Origin of the sequence: Mesorhizobium sp. B2-6-2, assembly GCF_006440615.1 — a bacterium.
Classification (GTDB): Bacteria; Pseudomonadota; Alphaproteobacteria; order Rhizobiales; family Rhizobiaceae; genus Mesorhizobium.
Map to the genome: position 1 here is coordinate 315,262 of NZ_VFUG01000002.1, position 22,733 is coordinate 337,994.

At 63.7% G+C, this 22,733-nt stretch carries 21 protein-coding genes; 14 read left to right on the forward strand and 7 right to left on the reverse strand.

Features of this window, described 5'->3' with window-relative positions:
- Nucleotides 1-3 precede the first annotated feature (3 nt).
- Together flgF and FJ419_RS06900 are read right to left on the reverse strand one after the other, a co-directional pair.
- Complete coding sequence (gene flgF, locus FJ419_RS06895) at nt 4-726, reverse strand: flagellar basal-body rod protein FlgF (protein ID WP_140688792.1); 723 nt, start codon at nt 724-726, stop codon at nt 4-6.
- A gap of 7 nt (nt 727-733) precedes the next feature.
- Nucleotides 734-1,855, reverse strand: a complete 1,122-nt coding sequence (locus FJ419_RS06900; RefSeq protein ID WP_140688794.1) for a DUF1217 domain-containing protein — start codon at nt 1,853-1,855, stop codon at nt 734-736.
- 148 nt (nt 1,856-2,003) lie between these two features.
- On the opposite strand from FJ419_RS06900, the gene motA reads away from it, so the two are divergent.
- Genes motA through FJ419_RS06930 form a run of 6 tightly spaced genes read left to right on the forward strand, consistent with a single transcriptional unit; the run spans nt 2,004 to nt 6,891 of the window.
- Complete coding sequence (gene motA / locus FJ419_RS06905; RefSeq protein ID WP_140541753.1) at nt 2,004-2,879, forward strand: flagellar motor stator protein MotA; 876 nt, start codon at nt 2,004-2,006, stop codon at nt 2,877-2,879.
- 34 nt (nt 2,880-2,913) lie between these two features.
- Complete coding sequence (locus tag FJ419_RS06910) at nt 2,914-3,852, forward strand: FliM/FliN family flagellar motor switch protein (RefSeq protein WP_140688796.1); 939 nt, start codon at nt 2,914-2,916, stop codon at nt 3,850-3,852.
- Nucleotides 3,853-3,882: 30 nt separating this feature from the next.
- Nucleotides 3,883-4,263: a flagellar motor switch protein FliN gene (fliN, locus tag FJ419_RS06915; protein ID WP_140541755.1), complete on the forward strand. Its 381-nt coding sequence runs from the start codon at nt 3,883-3,885 to the stop codon at nt 4,261-4,263.
- 43 nt (nt 4,264-4,306) lie between these two features.
- On the forward strand, nt 4,307-5,329 hold the full coding sequence (locus FJ419_RS06920) for a flagellar motor switch protein FliG (RefSeq protein ID WP_140688798.1): 1,023 nt from the start codon (nt 4,307-4,309) through the stop codon (nt 5,327-5,329).
- A gap of 24 nt (nt 5,330-5,353) precedes the next feature.
- Nucleotides 5,354-6,436: a flagellar biosynthesis protein FlhB gene (gene flhB, locus FJ419_RS06925; RefSeq protein ID WP_140688800.1), complete on the forward strand. Its 1,083-nt coding sequence runs from the start codon at nt 5,354-5,356 to the stop codon at nt 6,434-6,436.
- 17 nt (nt 6,437-6,453) lie between these two features.
- A complete protein-coding gene (locus FJ419_RS06930) occupies nt 6,454-6,891 on the forward strand; it encodes a hypothetical protein (RefSeq protein WP_140541758.1) in 438 nt (145 codons plus the stop codon).
- A 162-nt stretch (nt 6,892-7,053) separates the two neighbouring features.
- Here FJ419_RS06930 and FJ419_RS06935 read toward each other — a convergent pair whose 3' ends face one another.
- The 4 genes from FJ419_RS06935 to FJ419_RS06950 form a co-directional block, all read right to left on the reverse strand.
- Nucleotides 7,054-7,824 (reverse strand): helix-turn-helix transcriptional regulator, encoded by a 771-nt coding sequence (locus FJ419_RS06935; RefSeq protein ID WP_140688803.1) that lies wholly within the window; start codon nt 7,822-7,824, stop codon nt 7,054-7,056.
- Nucleotides 7,821-8,531: a helix-turn-helix transcriptional regulator gene (locus FJ419_RS06940; protein WP_095766396.1), complete on the reverse strand. Its 711-nt coding sequence runs from the start codon at nt 8,529-8,531 to the stop codon at nt 7,821-7,823. Before FJ419_RS06940 ends, FJ419_RS06935 begins: the two co-directional genes overlap by 4 nt.
- Before the next feature lie 433 nt (nt 8,532-8,964).
- Entirely contained in the window at nt 8,965-9,996 is a 1,032-nt protein-coding gene (locus FJ419_RS06945) for a histone deacetylase family protein (protein WP_140688805.1), read from the reverse strand.
- A 42-nt stretch (nt 9,997-10,038) separates the two neighbouring features.
- Nucleotides 10,039-10,797, reverse strand: a complete 759-nt coding sequence (locus FJ419_RS06950) for a TetR/AcrR family transcriptional regulator (protein ID WP_246679135.1) — start codon at nt 10,795-10,797, stop codon at nt 10,039-10,041.
- A 146-nt stretch (nt 10,798-10,943) separates the two neighbouring features.
- Here FJ419_RS06950 and FJ419_RS06955 point away from each other — a divergent pair, with 146 nt between their 5' ends.
- The 8 genes from FJ419_RS06955 to FJ419_RS06990 all read left to right on the forward strand — a co-directional run bounded on the left by FJ419_RS06955 (nt 10,944) and on the right by FJ419_RS06990 (nt 21,722).
- On the forward strand, nt 10,944-12,611 hold the full coding sequence (locus FJ419_RS06955) for an amidohydrolase (RefSeq protein ID WP_140688807.1): 1,668 nt from the start codon (nt 10,944-10,946) through the stop codon (nt 12,609-12,611).
- A gap of 140 nt (nt 12,612-12,751) precedes the next feature.
- On the forward strand, nt 12,752-13,852 hold the full coding sequence (locus tag FJ419_RS06960; RefSeq protein ID WP_140688809.1) for an ABC transporter ATP-binding protein: 1,101 nt from the start codon (nt 12,752-12,754) through the stop codon (nt 13,850-13,852).
- A gap of 9 nt (nt 13,853-13,861) precedes the next feature.
- Nucleotides 13,862-14,785, forward strand: coding sequence for an ABC transporter permease (locus FJ419_RS06965; RefSeq protein ID WP_140688811.1), 924 nt, complete (start codon nt 13,862-13,864; stop codon nt 14,783-14,785).
- Nucleotides 14,778-15,581 carry an ABC transporter permease gene (locus FJ419_RS06970; RefSeq protein WP_140688813.1) on the forward strand — a complete coding sequence of 268 codons (804 nt, stop codon included), beginning with the start codon at nt 14,778-14,780 and terminating at the stop codon, nt 15,579-15,581. Before FJ419_RS06965 ends, FJ419_RS06970 begins: the two co-directional genes overlap by 8 nt.
- A gap of 28 nt (nt 15,582-15,609) precedes the next feature.
- The gene (locus tag FJ419_RS06975) at nt 15,610-16,644 is read left to right on the forward strand and encodes an extracellular solute-binding protein (RefSeq protein WP_140541766.1); all 1,035 of its coding nucleotides are present in this window, start codon (nt 15,610-15,612) and stop codon (nt 16,642-16,644) included.
- 229 nt (nt 16,645-16,873) lie between these two features.
- The gene (locus FJ419_RS06980) at nt 16,874-18,070 is read left to right on the forward strand and encodes a serine hydrolase (protein WP_140688815.1); all 1,197 of its coding nucleotides are present in this window, start codon (nt 16,874-16,876) and stop codon (nt 18,068-18,070) included.
- 29 nt (nt 18,071-18,099) lie between these two features.
- Nucleotides 18,100-19,278 (forward strand): serine hydrolase, encoded by a 1,179-nt coding sequence (locus FJ419_RS06985; protein WP_140688818.1) that lies wholly within the window; start codon nt 18,100-18,102, stop codon nt 19,276-19,278.
- Nucleotides 19,279-19,400: 122 nt separating this feature from the next.
- Complete coding sequence (locus FJ419_RS06990; protein WP_140688820.1) at nt 19,401-21,722, forward strand: Tex family protein; 2,322 nt, start codon at nt 19,401-19,403, stop codon at nt 21,720-21,722.
- Here FJ419_RS06990 and FJ419_RS06995 read toward each other — a convergent pair whose 3' ends face one another.
- Nucleotides 21,723-22,634 carry a LysR family transcriptional regulator gene (locus FJ419_RS06995; RefSeq protein WP_140688822.1) on the reverse strand — a complete coding sequence of 304 codons (912 nt, stop codon included), beginning with the start codon at nt 22,632-22,634 and terminating at the stop codon, nt 21,723-21,725. It lies immediately after the preceding gene.
- Nucleotides 22,635-22,733: the final 99 nt, after the last annotated feature.

The window sequence follows — 22,733 nt, forward strand, 5'->3', positions numbered from 1 at the left end:
CCGTCACTTCGAGCCGAGCGTCTTGATCGCGTCGTCGGTGGAGGAATCGGTCTGCCGCATCAGCGCCGCCGTGTTCTCGAAAGCGCGCTGCACCTGGATCAGCCGAGTCATTTCCAGCACCGGGTTGACGTTCGACTCTTCCAGAAACCCTTGAGCGATACCGACGTCCGAGCGGTCGGTGACCGGTTCGGGCGTGCGCGCCGGAACGACACCCGAATTGCCGTAGCGCACGAAATTCTCGCCGGGGTCGAAATTGTAGAGGCCGATCGCGCCGACCAGCTGATCGTTCTGCCTGAGCGAGCCGTCGGCGCCCGCCTTGGGCGGGCCGTTGCGCGGATCGAGCTGGATCGGGGCGCCGCCGCCGTCCAGGACGGGGTAGCCTTCGATCGACATCAATTCGCCGTTCTCGTTCATGGAGAAGCGGCCGTCGCGCGTCATCACCGTGCCGGCGGGCGTCTCGATGGCGAACCAGGCGTCGCCCTGGACGGCGAAGTCGAACGGGTTGCCGGTTTCGGTCAGCGCGCCATGCGCGCCGGAAAGATAGGTCTTGCCGGAGGAGGCGAAGGAAACCGACTTCGGCCCGGTGCCCGAAACCACATCCTCGAACTTCACGCCGGTGGCGCGAAAGCCGATGGTCGAGGCATTGGCGACGTTGTCGGCGATGGTGTCGAGACGGCGCTCAAGCGCGATCTGAGAGGAAAGGGCGACGTAAAGGCTATCCTGCATGATCTTCTCAGAACTTCAACTGCTGCATGGCCATCATCAGATCGGTAGAGATGCCGACACTGGTCGGCTGCGCGAAGAGCACGCTGACAGACGTCACCGCCGTCGAGGTCGGATGGTTGATCTCGTACATGCTGGTGAAGCGGGTCAGGAATCTGCCGAGCTTCTCGGGGTCGGTGAAGTCCTTGATGTCGAGCTTCTGCTCGAAGAGCTGCGCCTGCTTGTCGATATCGGCGGTGGCGAAGGAATCGGGCAGGCCGAGCGCGGTGCGGACCACGCTGGCTAAAGCGGTGTCGGCGAGAACATCGTACCAGCTGGTGATGTCGGGTGCCTTGCGCTGGAAATAGAGCGCCAGCCGCACGCCTTCATTGGTCTTGCCGGCATCCTCCTCCAGTGTCTGGCGCATGTACATGTCTACGGTCGGCTGCTGCGCCGGCACATAGCTGGTAGCGTTTGCACCGTACTGCTCGAAGTTGAGGGCCGCAGCCAGCCCGGCATAGGCCTTGTTGGTCTGCTTGTTGGCAACGCTGTCCGGATCGCGCACGCCGCCCTCAAGGACCTGCTTGATCAGGTCCTTGTCTTCAGTGGCGGAGTCGAGACCGAACGCGGCCAGCGCGTAGGTGTAGAGCCGGCCGTTCGACATCAGGTCGTCGACCGATTTCACCTTGGTGATGTTGGCGAGATAATATGTCGTCTCACCCTTCACATAATCCGAATCCGGATCGAGCCCGGCGATCTCAGCCTGCGTGGCGTAGTTCTTCGTCACCAGCTGCTGCGCCGGGTTGTAGACCGTCGCAGCGGCGCCGTCCGCCGCGAAGTTGAATGCGGCGACAAACTGCGCGTAGCGCTTGTCGGTCAGCTTGTTGGCAAAGCTGTCGGGATTGGAGACGCCTTCCTTCAGCGCCTTGACCATAAAGGCCTTGGCATAGTCCATGTTCTCCAGCCCGTAAGCCTTCATGGCGTATTTGAACAGGCGGTCGTTGTTGACGAAATCGTCGATCGATTTCACCTTGGTGATGTTGGCCAGATAGTATTGGGTGTCGCGATCGACCGTCGGCTGCTGCTCGATGCGGGCGATAGACTTAGGGATGTCTTTGGCGATCAACTGGTAGCTGATGTAGGTGCTAAGCAAAGGGCATGCCTCCGGCCGAAGCTATCCCCGCACAATAGCGTCACTTCCTTGCGCGAAGCTGAATCGCGTTCGATGCCTTCGATTCAAGCCTCACACAAGGCACGGGGACTATCCCTGATCCACGATGTGACATGCGGAAGGACCTGTCGTGGGTATTCTGATCGGACTTGTGGTGACGCTCGGCTGCGTTCTCGGCGGCTTCATGGCCATGGGCGGGCATCTGCATGTGCTGCTGCAGCCGTGGGAAGCGGTGGTCATCTGCGGCGCGGCGCTCGGCACCTTCCTCGTCGCCAATCCGATGAAGACGGTCAAGGATACCGGCAAGGGCATTCTCGAAGCCTTCAAGCAGGCGGTGCCGAAGGAGCGCGACTATCTCGAGACGCTGGGCGTCCTGCACAGCCTGATGCGCGAACTGCGCTCGAAGTCGCGCAGCGAGGTCGAGGCGCATATCGACAATCCGGAGGAGTCGGCCATCTTCCAGGCCTTCCCGACCGTGCTGAAGAACCACGACCTGACCCATTTCATCTGCGACTACTGCCGCATCATCATCATCGGCAACGCCCGCTCGCATGAGATCGAGGCGCTGATGGACGAGGAGATCCAGACGATCCGTACCGACAAGCTGAAGGCGTATCACGCGATGGTCGCGGTCGGCGACGGCCTGCCGGCGCTGGGCATCGTCGCGGCCGTGCTCGGCGTGGTGAAGGCGATGGGCGCGCTGGACCAGTCGCCGGAAATCCTCGGCGGCCTGATCGGCGCGGCACTCGTCGGTACCTTCCTCGGTATCTTCCTGTCCTATGCCGTGGTCGGTCCGGTGGCCACCAAGATCAAGACGGTGCGCGAAAAGAAGAACCGCCTCTACATCATCGTCAAGCAGACGCTGCTTGCGTACATGAACGGCGCCCTGCCGCAGGTGGCGATCGAATTCGGCCGCAAGACGATATCCTCCTACGAGCGTCCGACGATCGATGCCGTCGAGCAGAGCACCATGAACACCGGCAACGCCGAGAAGAAGGCGGCCTGAGCATGCAGCAGCGCAGACAGGGCCGCCTGCCGTCATGACAAGTCCGGGCAGTCCTTCGCAAACCCGGGAGCTCATCATTGAGCGGCTCGTCGGCGACAGCGGCGAGGCGGCGCAGGTGATCGGCGCCGGCCGCGGCATGGCCGAGCGGGCGCTGCCGGTGCTGCAGAAGGCGCTTATAGGCGAGCTGGGCGCGCCGGTGACCGTCGATCTGCAAGTGGTGGAGGTCGGCCGCGTTCCCGAGGCGCGGTCGCGCGCCGGCGCTGCCTTCGCGCTGACCGTCGTGTCCTCGCCGACCTCAGCCGACGCCATGACGCTGGTGATGGATGCGCAAGCGGTCGCCGTCATGGTGAGCGCGCTGTTCGGCGGCGATCCCGACCAGCCGGTGGCGCCGATCGAGCGCGACCTGTCGCAGATCGAGGCCGATGTCGCGACAAGCGTGTTCCAGGAGGTCGCGACGGCGCTCAACGGTTCCGGCAAACGTTCGCTCGACCTGCGGCTGCCGGTGCCGAAAGCAATGTCGGGCAACGATGCGAGGCGGCGCGTGCTGCGCGACGGCGCCGCCGTGCGCATCGTCTTTGGCCTGTCGATACCGTCCGACAGCGGCACACTCACCGTGATGATCCCGCAGCGCCTGCTGCTTTCCTCGCGCAGCGGCGACGTCGCGGCGGGCGAGGACGGCGAGACCACCGAATTCGACTGGCGGGCCCGCTTCTCCGAAGAAGTGATGCGCTCGACCGTCCGGCTCGAAGCGACGATGCCGCTCGCCCGGCTGACGCTCGGCGACCTCGCCGCGTTTGAACCCGGCCAGGTGATCGAATTCGAGGAGAACGCGCAGATCAACGCCAAGCTCAGCGCCCGCGACAAGACCCTGTTTGTCTGCGAGTTCGGCAAGCTGGGGCAGAACTACACCGTCCGCATCAGCCATCCGCATGATGCCGGGCAGGATTTCATCGACGGACTGCTGCCGGGCTGACGCCAGGCACGGGATTCATGGAGACGACAGATGGCAAAAACCAAGGTGGAAGCCGAACCCGATCAGCCCGACGAACAGCTCGACCGCGCCATCGAGGAACTGCGCGGCGTGCTGCGGGAAGAGGAAAAGCGCCCGGATGGCGCGTTGTATTCGGGTGCCAATTCCTCGATCATCATGACCATTCCGGTCGACGTGCAGATCATCCTCGGCAGCACGGAGATGCCCGTGTCGGAGCTGATGGCGTTGCAAAAGGGTTCCACCGTCGCGCTCAACCGCCGCATCGGCGAGCCGGTCGACGTCGTGGTCAACGGCCGCAGAATAGCGCGCGGCGAGATCACGGTGCTGGAAAGCGATCCGACGCGTTTCGGCATCCGGCTCACCGAAATCATCGCCGCGACGAAGAGCGCCTGAGAATGGCCGGCGGGCGGACCAATCGGCAGAGAGGGCAACACGCATGACGACGGCATTGGCGCTCACACGTCCGCAAAAGGCGGCGGCCATATTGGTGGCCATGGGCAAGCCCGCGGCCAGCCGCCTGCTCAAATTCTTCAAACAGGACGAGCTGAAGGCGCTGATCGAGGGCGCGCGTCTGTTACGCACCATTCCGCAGGCCGATCTGGAACGCATCGTCGCCGAGTTCGAAGCCGAGTTCACCGAGGGCGCCGGCCTGCTCGATTCAGCAGACCGGATGGACACGATCCTCAACGAATCGCTGTCGCCCGAGGAAATGAGCGCCATCATGGGCGACAAGAAGTTCGAGCCGGTCCCGGAAGGACCTGCGCCGATATGGCCGGACCTCGAGAAGCTCGAGCCGTCGCGCCTTGGCAGCTTCCTTGCCGGCGAGCATCCGCAGACATCGGCCATGGTGCTGTCGAAGCTTGCGCCGCAGACAGCCGCCAACGTGCTGCTCACGATGGAAAAACCGATGCGCAGCCAGATCATCAAACGCATGGTGACAATGGCCAACATCCCGGACGCGGCATCGCGGATCGTCGAGAACCAACTGCGCGTGAGCGTGCTGTCGCAGAAAGCCAGCCGGGACACCACTGCCGGCCAGGAGCGCGTCGCCAGCATGCTCAACGAAATGGCAAAGCCGGAGCTGGACGACCTCATGCAGGACCTGGAGGACGCCGGCACGCCAGATCTCGCCGGCGTCAAGTCGCGGCTGTTCGCCTTCGACGACCTGCCGCTGCTGCCGCAGAAAGCCCGGGTTCTGCTGTTCGACGGATTGTCGACGGAGCTCGTCACGCTGGCACTGCGCGGCGCGTCGCCGGAACTCGCCGAATCCGCATTGTCGGCGATCGGCGCGCGCTCTCGCCGCATGATCGAATCCGAACTCGGACAAGGTTCGGAAGGCATTGCCCTTGCCGACATCATGGCGGCGCGCAAGAGCATATCGGTCGCCGCCATCCGGCTGTCGCGCGAAGGGGCTTTCGAGCTGCCCTCGACGCAGACCGCCACCGCCGAAGCCGCCTGACGATCATAGCCCGGTCACGACGCCATGGCTGAAGCGGTCGACAAGGATTCCAAAACAGAGGAAGCCACAGAAAAGAAGATCCGCGACACAATCGAACAGGGCAAGCTGCCCCATTCGCGCGAGACCGCGACCTTTGCGTCCTTCGTCGCCATACTGGTTTTCGCCGTCTTCTACGCCAAGGACGCGATCGTCGATCTCGGCATGTTCCTGTCGACGTTCCTGGAAAAGCCGGAAGCCTGGCCGATGGACACCGAGACCGACGTCATCTCGCTCTACAAGCAGGTCTTGGTCGAGATCGGCGGCGCCGTCGTCAGCCTGCTGGTGTTGCTGACGGTTGCCGGCATCGGCGCCTCGGTGTTCCAGAACATGCCGCAAATCGTCGGCGAGCGGATCAGGCCGCAGCTGTCGCGCATCTCGATCGCCAAGGGCTGGAGCCGGATGTTCGGCGTGCAGGGCTGGGTCGAATTCCTGAAGTCGCTGGCCAAGCTCGGCTTCGCTATCGCGGTGTTGACCTTCACGCTCTCGGAAGATCATCGCAAGCTGCTCGCCGGCATGATCACCAATCCGGCCTCGTTCGGCCTGGTCATACGCGGCATCTTCGTCGACATATTGGTGGCGATCGTCTTCGTCATGGGGCTGATCGCGGTGGTCGACATCGTCTGGTCGCGTTTCCACTGGCGGCGCGACCTGCGCATGACCAAGCAGGAAGTCAAGGACGAGCTGAAGCAGTCGGAAGGCGATCCGATCGTCAAGTCGCGGCTGCGCTCGCTGGCGCGCGACCGGGCGCGCAAACGCATGATGACGGCCGTGCCGCGCGCGACGCTGGTGATCGCCAATCCGACGCACTATTCGATCGCGCTGAAATATGTGCGCGAGGAGGATTCCGCGCCGATCGTTCTGGCCAAGGGACAGGACCTGGTGGCGCTCAAGATCCGCGAGATCGCCAGGGAGAACAACATCCCGATCTTCGAGGACGTGGCGCTCGCGCGCTCCATGTACAAGCAAGTTTCGGTTGATAGCGTGATCCCGTCGCAATTCTACCAGGCGGTCGCCGAGTTGGTGCGGATCGTCTACTCGAAGAAGGCAGCGCGAAAAGCAACCCGATGAACGGACGCCGCTAACCCATGGACCGGCAACCACACGCCAATTCCCGCGAGCTGATCGTCGCCAGCGCCATTGAGCCTGTGGTGGGCGAATTGAGGCTCATCGACGTTGCCGACTATATCGCCTTCATCCGGCTCGAGCATTTCGCCTGCCTCTCGGACCTGGTGGATTCGGCGGCCGAGCTCTACTTCCGGCCGGGCACGCTGCGGCTCGGCCATGGCGGCGAGGCGCATGTCGACTGGAGCGGCAGCCCGCGCATCGTGCTCGACCTCGAGCTTCGGCCGCGCGGCGTGACGGTTTATTTCCAGCTCACCCTGACCGAGCGCGAGGCATCCGTGACGGTCAACTACGTGTCGTTCGAGAAGCCCGGCGAAACGCCCGAGCACAACACGGCCTTGCTCGAGGACGCGATCGAAGAGGCTCGCATCCGCAGGACCGAGCCGCTGGCATTCCCCTGAGATTTGATAGCAGGCGAGCCGACCTAAAGCGCGTCGCGATCTTTTAGATTCGCTCCCTGCGCTTTAGGCTTCTGATTTTGCGCATGTCTTTGCCCCGAAACCGGTTCCCACATTCGGGAGACATGCTTTAGCCGCGGCACGTTCAGCGTCGCAGGCGTGACGTCACTCAATCAAGCCGAGCCGCAACGCCTTGGCGACCGCCTGGTTGCGGTTGACCGCGTTGAGCTTCTGCGTCGACTGGGTGAGATACTGGTTGGCGGTATGCACCGAGAGCTTGAGGAGCTTGGCGATCTCCTCGCTGGTGTTGCCGTTGGCGGTCAGCTTCAGGCATTCGAGCTCGCGCTTGGAAATCGAACGCGCCCTGCCGGTGTCGCCGGGGCGGATGCGGGCGACCGCCGCGAAAAGCGCGAAGGAGCGGGCGTGGATCTCGCACAGCGTCTCGTCGGACAGCGCGATCTCCGAGCCGAGGAAGACGACCAGCCCGCATTGGCCGCGATCGGCATGCACCGGAAAGGCGATGCCGTTGGTGCCGGGCGCCAGCGGCGTGGTCGGCTCGGCCCAGGCGAGCGACTGGAAGACCTGCCGCGATCCGTCGCTGCCGTCGTCGGCCCACCAGCGCGGCGCCGTCGAGAGGCGGCTGTGGCGCACCATGTCCTCGCCATTGGCGCCGGAGATGAACTTGGTCGCGACAGCGGTGCCGGGATAGTCGGAATCGAAACACGCCACGAGACGCGCGCGCTCGGGCGAGGGGCTGACGAAATAGAGGCCGAACGCCGAGGCATTGATATCGACGGCGATCCAGCGGCAGCGACGCACGGCATCCGGAATGGTGACCGCTTGATGGGTCTCCGAGCCGAGCGAGAAGGCGCCGAACGGATTGCGCTGATCGTTGAAAAGGGCGGCGGCCGCCTCTTTGACCTGTGCGTGCTTCAAATGATGCCGCTCCTGATCGCGGTCGCGATCGCCATCGCGCGGTTGCTGGCCGCGAACTTCTGGATGGCGTGCGTGATGTAGCTGTTGACGGTGTTCGACGAGACCCCGAGGATGACGGCCACCTCATCGGTGGTCTTGCCTTCCGAGACCCAGAACAGGCATTCGCGTTCGCGGTCCGACAGCGGGTCCTGCATGGATGCCGCCGCGATCAGCTGCGGGATGCTGGAAAGCGCATAGCAACATTTGAGCTGTGCCTTCATTAGCGCGGCCAGATCGATCCTGCCTGCCTCGGCGGCCGAGAACAGCACGAACAGGCGCTGCCGGCCGACATTGAGCCGCAGCGAATAGATCTCGGCGTGGCCGAGCACGTCGAGCAGGCGGGCTTCCTCGCCGGTCAGCAACGCGCCGGCGTCGGGCGCGTGCGCCGCCACCAACGGCTTCGGGCGTACGCCCGGCGCCACGGTCAAGGGACCCAGCGCCAAATTGGCGATCAGCCTTTTGCCGATCAGCTCGATGGCGTCGAAGATCCAGTTGGAGGAGACGATGCGCGCATCGTTGCGGTCCTGGTCATGCACGATGGCGACCAGCATGTAGCTGTCGGCGCCGATATCGGCGGCGAGCTGCATGAAGAAACTGGTGAGATCGCCGCGCGACGTCAGGCGCGAGCCTGAAGCGTCGGGTTGGAGAAGCGCGGCGGGACTGCTCATTTTATTCTTGGATTCTTGCCGGAATCGATCCTTGTGCCCGGTGCTGGCGAAGCCAGCGGCCGGACCCGAAACGCGTCACGTTTACGAAGACACACCCACGGGCGCGAACGGCGCCCAACCGCGCCGAATCCCTCTAGGGAACGCGAAACCGTCCGCGTCTGGTACCGGCCTGGCGCCGGAACTTGAGACTTTGGGTGGTCGCCGCGCCCCCCATGGACCGGCTGATTCGGGTCTAATCTACCCGCAGATGAATCCGACATCAAACGCGATTTGACAAAATCGAATCTGATGGACTCGCATTGCGACTCAGCAGCCGACGTTCGCGTTGCTGGGGGGTGCTTTCAACGCCGAATTGGGCGGATTTCCCGACGGGGTCGCAAGAAATACGGCCGCGGTTGCATCCGAGGGCGTATGTTCCGTGAACGGGATTGGTTCAGCGATCCTCGAAACCCGTCAGCACGCCGACGGCGTTGATGCCGATCTCTTCGACGGCGTAGCCGCCTTCCATGACGAACAGCGTCGGCAGGCCGAGCCCGGCGATGCGGCGGCCGATCTTGGGATAGTCGACGCTCTTCAGCTTGAACTGGCTGATCGGGTCCTTCTCGAAAGTGTCGACGCCGAGCGAGACGACGACGACATCGGGGGCGTAGGCCGCGAGCCTGGCGCAGGCATCCTCCAGCGACGCGCTCCAGCCGTCCCAATCGGTGCCGAAAGGCATCGGGTAATTGATGTTGAAACCTTCGCCGTCGCCTTCGCCGCGCTCGTCGGCATGGCCGAGGAAGAAGGGATACTCGACCATCGGATCGCCATGCAGGTTAAGGACCTGGACGTCGCCGCGACGATAGAAGATCTCCTGCGTGCCGTTGCCGTGATGGTAGTCGACATCGAGAATGGAGACACGGCTGGCGCCGTTGTCGCGGAACCACTGCGCGACGACGGCGGCGTTGTTGATGAAGCAATAGCCGCCCATGAAGGCAGCGCCGGCATGATGGCCGGGCGGGCGGCAAAGCGCGAAGGCGCTGCGCTCGCCGTCCTTGACCAAAGCGGCGGCGGTCAGCGCCACATCATAGGACGACTTGATCGCCGCCCAGGTGCCTTCGACGAAGGTGGCGCCGGCGTCGAAGGAATAATAGCCGAGCAAGGCATCGACGCGCTTCGGCGGCACATCGCCGCGCAGGCCGCGCGTCGGCCAGGTGAACCCCATCGCCGATCCCGTGAAGCCGGCGGCGACCCATTGCGGCCACACCGTCGGCAGGAAGTCGATGTAGTGAGCCTCATGGACACGCTTTGCGGCGGCGAGGTCATGCTCGGCCGGTCCGATGATCGGCCCGAGCTTTTCGCTCTCAACCCGCGCCTTGATGAATTCCGCCCGCGACGGCTTCTCGAAACCCGGCACGATCGCCGACGTGACCAGTTCCATCTGGCCTGAATGGCCGGCATGAAGTGGCGAATAGACAGTTTTCATGGAAACTCCCCTGGAAGTGCGAAATCGGTTGGAAGGACGAAATCACTCGAGATTGAGATGGGGGCTGACCAGGGCGAGCCACATGGTTTCCACATCGTCCTCGATGAGGTCGTAGGTCCTGCGGTCCCTCTTCAGCCCGACAAGCCGGCAGACATGGCCGACTTCCATCATCAGCACGCCGAGCCGACTTGCGATCTTGTCTTCAAGCGCTGGATTCACATGCCGCAGCCACGCGGCGTAAAGGGCGACGATCTCTTTGTCATATTCGTCCTGGATCGGCCTCAGGTCAGCGTTGCCGGAGATGGCCTCGATCACCGGCATCAGCGTGGCGTTTTCGAGATAGAGCCTCGATGTGTCGGCGAAGAGCTTGCGCACCTCGCGCCGAAACTCGTCACGGTTGGTCGGGCGGGGGACGTTGATGCGTTTCCGGATCACCTCCGGAAAAGACGACAGCCAGCGCCGGGCCAGGTCCAGAAGAATGGCTTCCTTGTTGGGAAAGTACTGATAAACCGAACCGACCGACAGGCCCGCGCGCTGCGCGATGGCGAGCGTCGTCGGCGTTCTGGTTCCTTGCTCTCGCGTCAGGATCAGGGCCGCATCGAGAATCCTGTCGACCACCTTGCTTGACCGTTGCTGCCGCGGCTGCTTGCGCGGTTCGAGCGCTATCCTGGTCTTGCGGTCGAGACTGCGCTTCACTGCTCGTCGCCCCCGTTCCCCGCTCGACCCCACCATCGGCGCGCGGTGCCGTCCACTATACATTCCAAATTCCGGCTGTTGACAAACGCGAATAAACAGTCGCATTCTTTATCCACGCTGTCTTCAATGATAACAAGGGGAATTTCGAAGACGGCGCATCGGCATCGATTTTTGTCCCATGGCGCCGCCCCGGTGGAGCGGCGGCTCGTTGGACGTGCGCTGTCGATCACTCAGCAAAATGTGGAGTCGCGATGTCGGTTGCGGATGGTGGTGCGGATCTTGTGGTCGTCAACGGCCGCGTGCTGACCATGGACAATGACAATCCCGCTGCCGAGGCCATTGCCGTCAAGGACGGCGCCATCATCGCCATCGGTAGCCGCGCTTCCATAGAAGACCTCAAGGGACCGGCAACGAAGGTTGTCGACGCCCAGGGCGGTTCGGTGCTGCCTGGCTTCATCGAAGCGCATATGCATCTGTTCGGCGGCGCGGCCGAACTCGACAATCTGCATCTGGCGGGCGTGCACGGCTTCGAGGCGCTGCGCGACGCGATCCAGGATTTCGCGGCGAAGCGCCCGGACGCCAGGCTTCTGATCGGGGCCGGCGTCGACTATGCCATCCTGCCGGAGCCGGTGACGCGCCACGATCTCGACCGCATCATTCCCGACCGCCCCTTCGCCATGTCGGCTTCGGACCACCACACGATGTGGGCGAACACCAAGGCGCTGGAAGAGGCCGGCCTGCTTCATGGCAGGCAGGTCGGACAGGGCAATGAGATCGTCATGGGCGCCGACGGGCTTGCCGCCGGCGAGCTGCGCGAAAGCGAGGCATTCGGACCGGTCCTCGACCATTACGGGGCGAGCCGGGCGCGGCTTGGCGTCGAGGGTGCCGAGCCGGATCCGTATCCTTCGGAGAAGGAACTGGCGGCCGATCGCGATCTGATGCATCGCGGCCTTGAATGGTGCGCCAAGCATGGCATCACCTCGATCCAGAACATGGACGGCAATCTCTACCAGCTCGAGCTGCTGGCCGGGCTGGAAGAAGAGGGGCGGCTCCTTTGCCGCACCAAGATCCCGTTCCACTTCAAGAACTTCATGAAGCTGGACATGCTGGAGAAAGCCTCGCGGATGGCCGCGAGCTACAATTCCGAGTGGCTGTCGTCCGGCATGGTCAAGCTCTTCTATGACGGCGTGCTGGATTCCTGGACGGCGGTGATGGTCGACGACTATGCCGATCGGCCCGGATGGCGCGGCGAGCCGCTGTTTTCGCCGGAGCATTTCGCCGAGCTGGCGGTCGAGGCCGACAGGCGCGGCCTGCAGATTGCCGTGCATTCGATCGGCGACGGCGCCGTGCGGGCAGTGCTCGACGGCTACCAGGCGGCGCTGAAGAAGAACGGTCGGCGCGACAGCCGGCATCGCGTCGAGCATATCGAGGTGATCACGGCCGCCGACGTGCCGCGCTTCGCCGAGCTCGGCATGTTGGCGTCGATGCAGCCGGCGCATCCGCCCGGCGCCATGAACTTCCCGCTCGAACCGACGATCTCGCGCATCGGCCGGAACAAATGGCCGTTGAGCTATGCCTGTCGCACACTGAAAAACGCCGGCGCGCGCGTGGTGTTCGCATCCGATTGGCCGGTCTCGCCGGTCGATCCGATCCTGTCGATCCAGGCGGCAGTGATGCGCAAGCCTTGGGCAGAAGGCATGCTGGACCAGAGCTTCTCGTTGCAGGAAGCAATAGAGGGCTACACGGTCGAGGGCGCTTATGCGGAGTTCAACGAACATCGCAAGGGCCGCCTCAAAACCGGATATCTCGCCGATATCGTCGTCCTGTCGGCCGATGTCGAGGCGACCGCGCCGGAAGCGCTGCACACCGTGCATCCGGTGACCACCATCTGTGGGGGGAGGATCACCTACCAAGCCTAACGATGGCATAGGAATTGCTTAATTGAACGGGGACTCGGATCGAGTCACTGCCGCGCAGTTGCCAAGCCGACCGGCTTATGGTGACAATCAAAACAGGAACACACCTGCCGACAAGAGCAGGCGCTCTCAATGGGGTAATCGTGCCGGAACAACCGGGTAAGAACGCGATCGAAGTTCGCGGTGTTCGCAAGGTCTTTGGAACAGGCGAGAACCAGGTAGCCGCTCTCGATACCGTGTCGGTGTCGATCCGCGAGAACGAGTTTTTCACACTGCTCGGCCCGTCCGGATGCGGAAAGACGACGCTGCTGAGATTGATTGCCGGTTTCGATTTTCCGACCGCCGGCGAGATCCTGCTGCACGGGCAGGACATCGCGCCGTTGCCGCCCTACAAGCGCCCGGTCAACACCGTCTTCCAGAGCTACGCGCTGTTCCCGCACATGACGGTGGCGCAGAACATCGGCTTCGGGCTGGAGATGCTCGGGAAGCCGAAAGGGGAGATCGAGGCGCGCGTCGCCCAGATGCTGAAGCTGGTCAAGATGGAGGCGCTGAAGGCGCGCCGCACCAGCCAGATCTCGGGCGGCCAGCAGCAGCGCGTGGCGCTGGCCCGCGCGCTGGGCCCGCAGCCCAAGGTGCTCTTGCTCGACGAGCCGTTGTCGGCGCTGGACTACAAGCTGCGCAAGGAGATGCAGATCGAACTGAAGCGTCTGCAGCACGAAACCGGCATCACCTTCATCTTCGTCACCCACGACCAGGAGGAAGCACTGACGATGTCCGACCGCATCGCGGTCATGTCGGCCGGCAAGATCCTGCAGGTCGGCACGCCGCGCGACATCTACGATCGGCCGGCCGAACGCTTCGTCGCCGACTTCATCGGCGAGACGAATTTCCTCGAAGGCGAGGTGAAAAGCGCAGCCGACGGGAGCGCCACCGTCAGGCTCTCGACCGGCGCGGAAATCCCGGCATCGCTGCCGGAAGGTTTTACGCCGTCGGGCAGCGTTACGCTCGTGGTGCGGCCGGAGCACGCCCAGATCGGTCCGGCCGACGCCAACGCTTCGCTCAGGGGCACGGTCGAGAACGTCGTCTATCTCGGCACCGACACGCATCTCCATCTCAAGCTCGACGACGGCAGCGCCTTCATCGTGCGGCGGCAGAACAGCCGCGGCGGTGGCGAAGCGCTTGCGCCGGGCAACCGCGTGGGCGTCGCGATCGGCCCGAATGCCGCTCAGGCGCTGAAGGACTAGAGGACAATCATGGCCAACGCCGAGGAAATTGCTCGCGCCGCCGACGCCAGGGACATACGCGACCGCTGGCTGCTCTCGGCGCCGGCGCTCGTCATCATCCTTCTGGCTGCCACTGGGCCGCTTTTCGTGATGTTGGCTTATTCCTTCATGCTGAAGGGCGACTATGGCGACGTGCAGTTCGGCACCTTCTCGCTGGACGGATGGACATCGGTCCTGTTCCAGCGTGACATCTTCGACGACACGCTAGGCCTGGCGGACGCGCATCTGTCCATCTTCTGGCGTTCGATAAGCCTGTCCTTCTACACCACCGTGCTGACGTTGCTCTTCGGCTTCCCCACAGCTTATTTCATCGCCACGCGACCGCCGAAGACACGCGAGGTCTGGGTTTTCCTCATCACCATTCCGTTCTGGACGAATCTCCTGATCCGCACCTTCGCCATGCAGCAGGTGATCCGCAACGAAGGGCTGGTCAACACGGCGCTGATGGCGCTCGGCATCATCAAGCAACCGCTGCAAATCATGAATACCGACGCCGCCATCTTGCTCGGCATGATCTATATCTACCTGCCTCTGATGGTGCTGCCGATCTACGCCTCGATGGAGAAACTCGATTTCAGGCTGGTCGAGGCCGGATATGACCTCTATGCCGGCCGCTGGCAGGTTCTGCGCCGCATCATCTTCCCGTTGATCAAGCCAGGCGTCATCGCCGGCTCGATACTGGTGTTCATTCCCTCGCTTGGCGCCTATGTCATTCCGCGGGTGCTGGGCGGCGGCAAGAACATGATGCTCGGCAATCTGATCGAGCTGCAATTCGGCGCGGGCCGTAACTGGCCGCTGGGCGCGGCCATCTCGATTACGCTCATGGTGCTGGTGATGATCGCGCTGCTGTTCTACGTGCGCAACGCATCCGGGTCGGAGGGCGCCCATGGCTAAGCGTCCGTTCGACATCCAGGCGCAGCCCGGCTTCGGCTTCATGGCGCTTCTGACCTTCTTCGCGCTCTATCTGCCGATCGCGGCGCTCGTCGCCTATTCGTTCAACGCGGCGGATTCGCTTTCGCGCTGGGATGGCGTCTCACTGCGCTGGTTTATTTCGGCCTGGCACAATTCGGCGGTGCAGGACGCCTCCATCCGCTCGCTTGTGCTGGCGGTCTCGGCCGCCGCGCTGTCGACGATCGCCGCCACCATGGCTGCGCTTGCCACGACCCGCACGCGTCCCTATCCCGGCCTTACCTTCAAATACGCCTTCATCAACCAGCCGCTGATGGTGCCGGAGATAGTCACCGGCGTCGCGCTCCTGATCGTGTTCTCGCGCATCAAGGTCTGGACCGGTTATTCAGGACTCGGCTATCTGATCGCCGCGCACACCGCCTTCTGCATCCCGTTCGCTTACCTGCCGATCCGGGCGCGGCTGGAGAGCATGGACCTGACGCTGGAGCGCGCAGCCGCCGACCTATACGCCACGCCCTGGAAAGCCTTCCGTTTCGTGACGCTGCCGCTTTTGAGGCCGGCCATCATCGCGGGCTTCATGCTCGCTTTCGTCATTTCGCTCGACGATGTGGTCATCACCGAATTCGTCAAATCCGGCGGGCAGGATACGCTGCCCACCTACATGCTCGGCCAGTTGCGGCGCGAAACGAGCCCGGAAATCAATGCGATCGCCACCGTATTCCTGGCGCTGTCGGTGGTGCTCGTAACCGCGTTCTACTTCGTCAATCGGCGCAAGCCATGATCAACGATTGCCAAACGGGAGAATAGCAATGAAATGGAAGACAACGGCCGCCACGGCGGCATTCGCATTGTTTGCCTTTGCGGGCAGCGCGTATGCGGACGGCGAACTCAACATCTTTAATTGGGGCGACTACACCAGCCCCGAAATGATCAAGAAGTTCGAGGATACCTACAAGGTCAAGGTGACGATCACCGACTACGACTCCAACGACACCGCGCTATCCAAGGTACGCGCCGGCGGTCACGGCTTCGACATTGTAGTGCCGTCCGCCAATTACGTGCAGATCTGGGTGAAGGAAGGGCTTCTGCTCGAGGCACGGCCCGACCAGATGGAGAACTTCAAGAATGTCGACGAGCGCTGGGTGAACGTTCCTTGGGATCCGGGCCGTCACTACACGGTTCCGTGGCAGTGGGGCGTGACCGGTATCGGCGTCAATACAAAGGTCTATGGCGGCGATATCAACACGTCGGCCATCTTCCTCGATCCGCCGAAGGAATTGGTCGGCAAGATCAACGTCGCGCCGGAAATGAACGACGTGCTGTTCGCCACCATCAAATATCTGGGCGGCGACTGGTGCACGGACGACAAGGAACTGCTCAAGAAAGTGCGCGACAAGCTGGTGGAGGCCAAGCCGAAATGGCTGGCCATGGATTATAGCGTGACCGAGAAGCTGCCGGCCGGCGACTATTCGGCCGTCTATTACTGGAACGGCGCCATCATGCGCTCGCGCATCAAGAACCCCGACATCAAATTCGGCTACCCGAAGGAGGGCTTCCCCTTTTTCATGGACAGCGTTGCCATCCTGAAGGATGCCAAGAATGTCGACAACGCCAAGCTGTTCATGAACTTCATCATGGATCCCGAGAACGCCGCCATGATCTCCGCCTTCGCCAAATATGCCAATGGCATCAAGGGCTCGAAGGCGTTCATGCCAGCCGACATGAAGGATGCGCCCGAACTGGTGGTACCGCCAGAATTGGAGAAAGCGGGCCAGTTCCTCACCCCCTGCTCGCCCGAAGTGCAGCAACTCTACACGCGCATCTGGACGGACGTTCAGAAATAGCGGCACGCCGCCTCTTCCCGCGCGAGCGCGAAGAGGGTCAAGGGCCGGATGAGGGGTGGCGCTCAATTCGCACGTTCGCGCCGCCCCTCACCTGGCATGCCGGGGCTGCCCTTCGCCATGGCGTCGGGCGTCGTCACTCGAGGGCCCATTCGGGGCTTTCGTCCGCTGTGCAGACCGCTCCTCGTTCAAGTAAACGGAAGGGGCGGCATGCGGCGGCAGGGAAATTCTCATGCAATCCTATCGCAGCTCCGATCCGCGGCCGCCGATCATGCAGGGCTCGCCGCCCAGGCTGGTGCCGCCGAGGCTCGATTGGGATCGGCCGCCCTGGAACCGCTGGGCCTTCCAGCATATCCGCGAATTCCTGCCGACCATCGAGGTGTGGCGCGGCAGCGGCCATCGCCATCGCCTCGAGCGCGCGGAGGTGGATCTCGACGATCTGCCGGTGGCCGACAGCAACGGAGCGCCGACGACGCTTGCCGGCTTGCTCGACGAAACCTATGCCGACGGCTTCCTGGTGCTGAAGGACGGCAGGATCGCCTATGAGCGCTATTTCAACGGCATGGACGAGCGCACGCTGCATCTGTCGCAATCGATGGCGAAGTCGGTCACCGGATCGGTGTGCGGCATCCTGGTCGGGCGCGGCCTGATCGATCCGGGCAGGCTGGTCACCGACTATCTGCCGGAGCTTGTCGAGACCGGCTGGGCCGGCGCCACTGTGCAGCATGTGCTCGACATGACCACGGGCGTGCGCTTTTCCGAGGAATATACCGATCGCTATTCCGAGATCGGCCAGGTCGATGTGGCGACCGGCTGGAAGCCCATCCCGCCGGGCAGCGACCCGGATTTTCAGTGGCCCTCGCACCTGTTCGAGCTGATCCTGCGGCTGAAGGACAGGGTGCGCCCGCATGGCGAAGCCTTCGAATACCGCTCGATCGAGACCGACGTGCTCGCCTTCATCATGGAACGGGTGAGCGGCAAGCGCCTGGCGCAGTTGGTCTCGGAAGAGCTCTGGCAGAAGCTCGGCGCCGACGAAAGCGCCTGCTTCACCGTCGACAGCGCCGGCTATGCGCTGGCCGATGGCGGCTTCAACGCGACGCTGCGCGACTATGGCCGCTTCGGGCAGCTGATCCTCGACAATGGCGGCGGCGTGATCCCCGCCGACTGGATCGAGGCGACGCGCAGCGGCAGGCACGGGCCGAATTTCAGCCCGAGCCTTCCCGACGGCAGCTACCGCAACCAGTTCTGGATCGAGGATTCGCGCTCGCGCTCGCTGATGTGCCGCGGGGTGTTCGGTCAATTGATCCATATGGACTGGGAACACAGGATGGTCGTGGTGAAGCTTTCGACCTATCCGGATTTCGTCAACTCCGCCTATTCGATGGCGACGCAGAAGGCGGTGCATGCCATTGCCGCCGCGCTGGCCTGAAACCGCAAAACAAGATCCGGGAGAGTATCATGAGCGGCAAGACCGCGTTCGAGGCCAGATACGGCTTTGCCCGCAAGGATGTGCGGCTCGACAACTGGCGGCTTTCGCCGTTCAACCGATGGTCGTTCCAGAATGTCGGCGAGCTGGTGCCGAGCGCGCATGTCGCGGCGGCGCCTGGCGGCGAAAGCCAAGCGAAACCGCTCGGCGCATTGCTTGAGGAAAGGATATCGCTTGCCGGCGGCAGCGAGACCGTCGAGAGCTTCCTGAAGCGTTCCGACACAGACGGGCTGACGATCCTGAAAGCCGGCAAGCTGGTCGGCAACTGGTCGGCGCCGCATATGCCGTTCGGAGCGCGCCATATCATCTTTTCGATCAGCAAGTCGGTGACGGCGATCCTCGCCGGCATATTGGAAGGCGAGGGGTTGTTCGATCCCAGCGCGCCGGTAACGCACTACATCCCTGAAGCCAAGGCCTCGGCCTATGGCGACGCGAGCGTGCGCAACGTGCTCGACATGACGGTCAGCCTCGATTTCGAGGAAGCCTATCTCGATCCGGAAAGCGCCTTCGCCCGCTACCGCCGCTCGACTCTGTGGAACCCTGGCGGCGGAACGGAGAGCCTCGCCGCGTTCCTTATGACCATCCAGCGCCTTGCCGAGCCGCATGGCCAGACCTATCGCTACCGCTCGCCCAATTCCGATGTGCTCGGCATCTTGATCGAACGCGCGTCGGGCAGGCGCGTCATCGAATTGCTCAGTGAGAAACTGTGGCAGCCGCTGGGTGCTGGAAGCGAAATGTCGGTGACGGTCGACATGGAAGGCACGGCGCGCACCGCCGGCGGCATGTCGATGACGCCGCGCGACCTTGCCCGTATCGGCGAGATGATGCGGCAGGGCGGCACGGCCAATGGCCGCCGCATCGTGCCGGAAGCCTGGGTGCGCGACACGGTGGCCACCGGCGGCAGCTTTGAGGCCTGGCAGCGCGGCACGATGGCGTTCCTGTTCCCGAAGGGACGCTACCGCAACAAATGGTACCAGACCGGCCACGACAGCGGCGCCTTCTGCGGCATCGGGATTCACGGCCAATGGCTTTACGTCAATCCGAAGACGGAAGTGGTCATCGCCAAGATGTCGTCGCAGCCGGAACCGGTGGACGACAAGCTGGATGGGGAGCTCGTGGCGTTCTTCGAGGCGTTGAGCGGGATGGTTTGAGCCGAGCAGAGGCTGGTTCCAAGGGCTATTTTCTGTGGACCTTCGGCGCGTGATGAAACCGTCGCGGTTGGCGTAGCGGTTCTCCCGGCCTATGGTCGCCGCTCATTTCCGCAGGAACCAGCATGGCATCGGACATCAAACGCATCGCCGCAATCATCGCGGCCGAGATCGGCGCGCGGGCGGAGCAGGCAGCGGCGGCCATCGGGCTGCTCGACGAGGGCGCGACAGTGCCCTTCGTCGCGCGTTACCGCAAGGAAGTCACCGGCGGGCTCGACGACACGCAATTGCGCGACCTTTCCGAGCGGCTCGCCTATCTGCGCGAGCTCGATGCACGGCGCGAGACGATCGTCAGCTCGATCCGAGAACAGGGCAAGCTGACCGAGGAACTGGAAGCCAAGATCGCGGCGGCAAGCACCAAGGCCGAGCTCGAGGATATCTATCTGCCCTACAAACCGAAACGGCGCACCAAGGCCGAGATCGCCAGGGAACGCGGGCTCGGGCCGCTCGCCGAGGCGATTCTCGCCGATCGCTCGAAAATTCCCGCCGAGCTTGCGCTCGCCTATGTCACGGACGAGGTGGCCGACACCAAGGCCGCGCTCGAAGGCGCGCGCGACATCTTGTCGGAGCAGTTCGCCGAAAATGCGGATCTGGTCGGCAAGCTGCGCGCCTATATGAAGGAACGCGCCTTCCTGCGCGCAAAAGTCGTTGACGGCAAGCAGGAGGCCGGCGCGAAATTCTCCGACTATTTCGACCATGTCGAGCGCTGGGCAGGCGTGCCCAGCCACCGCGCCTTGGCCATGCTGCGCGGCCGCAACGAAGAGGTGCTGTCGCTCGACATCGAGGTCGATGCGGATGATCAATCGCCGATGAAACCGGTGGAGCGCATGATCGCCAACGCCTATGCGATCGGCAGCAGCTTGCCCGGCGACAAATGGTTGATGGACGTAGCCGGCTGGACCTGGCGGATAAAGCTGTCGTTGCATCTGACGCTCGATCTGATGCGCGACTTGCGCGAGCGGGCCGAGGAAGAAGCGATCCATGTCTTTGCCCGCAACCTGAAGGATCTTCTGCTTGCCGCTCCCGCCGGTTCGCGACCGACCATGGGGCTCGATCCGGGCATACGCACCGGCGTCAAGGTTGCGGTGGTCGACGGCACCGGCAAGCTGGTGGCGACGACGACCGTCTATCCGTTCCCGCCGAAGAACGATGTGCGCGGCGCGCAGGTCGAGCTCGCCGCCCTGATCCGCCAGCACAAGGTCGAGCTGATCTCGATCGGCAACGGTACCGGCAGCCGCGAGACCGAGAAACTGGTGACCGACATGCTGGCGGACCTGCCGGCAGGTGCCGGACCGAAGCCGCTCAAGGTGATCGTCAGCGAGGCTGGCGCCTCGGTCTATTCGGCCTCGGCGACGGCAGCGGCGGAATTCCCTGGTCTCGATGTCTCGCTGCGTGGCGCGGTGTCGATCGCCAGGCGCCTGCAGGACCCGCTGGCCGAGCTGGTCAAGATCGAGCCGAAATCGATCGGCGTCGGGCAGTACCAGCATGATGTCGACCAATACCGGCTCGGCCGTTCGCTGGAGGCGGTGGTCGAGGATGCGGTGAACGCTGTCGGTGTCGACCTCAACACGGCGTCGGCGCCGCTCTTGGCGCGCGTGTCGGGACTTGGGCCGTCGCTCGCCGAGGCCATTGTCGCGCATCGCGACGCGGCCGGGCCGTTTGCCAGCCGCAAGGATCTGCTCAAGGTGGCGCGGCTCGGGCCGCGCGCATTCGAGCAAAGCGCCGGATTTCTGCGCATCCCGAGCGGGACAGAGCCGCTCGATGCCTCATCGGTGCATCCGGAAGCCTATGGCGTGGCGAAGAAAATCGTCGCCGCTTGCGGCCGCGACGTGCGCGCGCTGATGGGCGACAGCGCCGCGCTGAAGGCGCTCGACCCGCGCGTCTTCGTCGACGAGCGGTTCGGCCTGCCGACGGTGCGCGACATCATCGCCGAGCTGGAAAAACCCGGACGCGACCCGCGCCCCGGCTTCAAGACGGCGACCTTTGCCGAGGGTGTCGACGACATCAAGGATTTGAAGCCGGGCATGCTGCTCGAAGGCACCGTCACCAATGTCGCGGCCTTCGGCGCTTTCGTCGATATCGGCGTGCACCAGGACGGGCTGGTGCATGTCTCGCAACTGGCCGACCGCTTCATCAAGGACGCGCATGAGGTGGTGAAGGCCGGCGATGTGGTGAAGGTGCGGGTCGTCGATGTCGACATCAAGCGCAAGCGCATCGGCCTATCGATGCGCAAGGATGGCGGCGAGGGCGGGGCGCCCCGTGGCGGCCAGCGCGATCACGGCGGCAGCAAGCCGGCGCCGCGATCTCAGGTGCCACAACGCCAGCCGGAGCGGCCTTCGCAGGGCGCGTTCGGCGCCGCGCTCGCCGAGGCGATGAAGCGCAAATAGCTACCAGGCCAGGACAGACGGCTCCTTGCCGATCTGACCCAGCAGCCAGTCGCGAAACATGGCGACCGGCGGGTGGCCGTGCTTGTCGTGCGGCACGACGAGGTAATAGGCGCTGCTGCTCTGCATCGGCGTGCCCGGCGCCGGCACCAGCTGGCCGCGCTGCAATTCGCCGGCAATCAGGATTTCCGGCAGCAGCGCCACACCGAGGCCAGCCATGCAAGCCTGCGCGACGGTGCCGAACTGCTCGAACTGCATGCCGGGCCCGGTCGGGGCCTCGAGCCCCTGATGCTCGAACCATTCGCTCCAGGCGCCGGGGCGGGTTGCCATATGCAGCAACGGCAGGCGGCTGATATCGGCCGGCGTGACGATGGCGCGGGTGGCGAGGAATTCGGGCGAAACCACCGGCATCACGGCCTCGCGCATCAAGAGCGTGCAGTCGGCCTCGGGCCAGTCGGGCATGCCGTGATGGATCGCGGCGTCGAGCCGTTCGCGGGCAAAGTCGAAGCGTCCGATGCGGGTGGCGAAGTTGATGGTGATGTCGGGATGGCGGACGACGAAATCCGGGATCAGCGGCATCAGCCAGCGCGTGCCGAAAGTCGGCAGGATAGCAAGGTTGAGAACGCCGCTATGCCGATTGCTCATCAATCCCAGCGCCGCATCACGCAATTGGCCAAGTGCCAAGCGCACCGCTTCGGCATAGATCTCGCCGGGCGGCGACAGCCGGACGTTGCGGCTGTCGCGTTCGAACAGCCGGCGACCGAATTGCTCTTCCAAGAGGTTGATCTGCCGGCTGACAGCGCCTTGCGTCAGATCGAGCTCGCGCGCGGCGGCGGTGAAGGAGCCGAGACGCGCCACCGCCTCGAAGGCAGCAAGGGCGGCGGTGTTGGGTAGAAGGCGGCGCTGGACATTCATGATCCATTACTAACGCTCATTGATCCGTGATGCAATTTCGTTTGATTTTTCCTCGGCGGAAGCCGATAAGCCGGCCACCTCACAAATTTGTCGGGAGAA

Coding starts and splice junctions, on each gene's coding strand:
- flhB (WP_140688800.1), top strand. CDS start 5,354: ATGGCTGAAGCGGTCGACAAGGATTCCAAAACAGAGGAAGCCACAGAA.
- FJ419_RS06970 (WP_140688813.1), top strand. CDS start 14,778: ATGGCTAAGCGTCCGTTCGACATCCAGGCGCAGCCCGGCTTCGGCTTC.
- FJ419_RS06930 (WP_140541758.1), top strand. CDS start 6,454: ATGGACCGGCAACCACACGCCAATTCCCGCGAGCTGATCGTCGCCAGC.
- flgF (WP_140688792.1), bottom strand. CDS start 726: ATGCAGGATAGCCTTTACGTCGCCCTTTCCTCTCAGATCGCGCTTGAG.
- FJ419_RS06990 (WP_140688820.1), top strand. CDS start 19,401: ATGGCATCGGACATCAAACGCATCGCCGCAATCATCGCGGCCGAGATC.
- FJ419_RS06965 (WP_140688811.1), top strand. CDS start 13,862: ATGGCCAACGCCGAGGAAATTGCTCGCGCCGCCGACGCCAGGGACATA.
- FJ419_RS06940 (WP_095766396.1), bottom strand. CDS start 8,531: ATGAGCAGTCCCGCCGCGCTTCTCCAACCCGACGCTTCAGGCTCGCGC.
- FJ419_RS06955 (WP_140688807.1), top strand. CDS start 10,944: ATGTCGGTTGCGGATGGTGGTGCGGATCTTGTGGTCGTCAACGGCCGC.
- FJ419_RS06975 (WP_140541766.1), top strand. CDS start 15,610: ATGAAATGGAAGACAACGGCCGCCACGGCGGCATTCGCATTGTTTGCC.
- FJ419_RS06910 (WP_140688796.1), top strand. CDS start 2,914: ATGACAAGTCCGGGCAGTCCTTCGCAAACCCGGGAGCTCATCATTGAG.
- FJ419_RS06995 (WP_140688822.1), bottom strand. CDS start 22,634: ATGAATGTCCAGCGCCGCCTTCTACCCAACACCGCCGCCCTTGCTGCC.
- FJ419_RS06985 (WP_140688818.1), top strand. CDS start 18,100: ATGAGCGGCAAGACCGCGTTCGAGGCCAGATACGGCTTTGCCCGCAAG.
- FJ419_RS06980 (WP_140688815.1), top strand. CDS start 16,874: ATGCAATCCTATCGCAGCTCCGATCCGCGGCCGCCGATCATGCAGGGC.
- FJ419_RS06945 (WP_140688805.1), bottom strand. CDS start 9,996: ATGAAAACTGTCTATTCGCCACTTCATGCCGGCCATTCAGGCCAGATG.
- FJ419_RS06950 (WP_246679135.1), bottom strand. CDS start 10,797: ATGCGACTGTTTATTCGCGTTTGTCAACAGCCGGAATTTGGAATGTAT.
- FJ419_RS06920 (WP_140688798.1), top strand. CDS start 4,307: ATGACGACGGCATTGGCGCTCACACGTCCGCAAAAGGCGGCGGCCATA.
- fliN (WP_140541755.1), top strand. CDS start 3,883: ATGGCAAAAACCAAGGTGGAAGCCGAACCCGATCAGCCCGACGAACAG.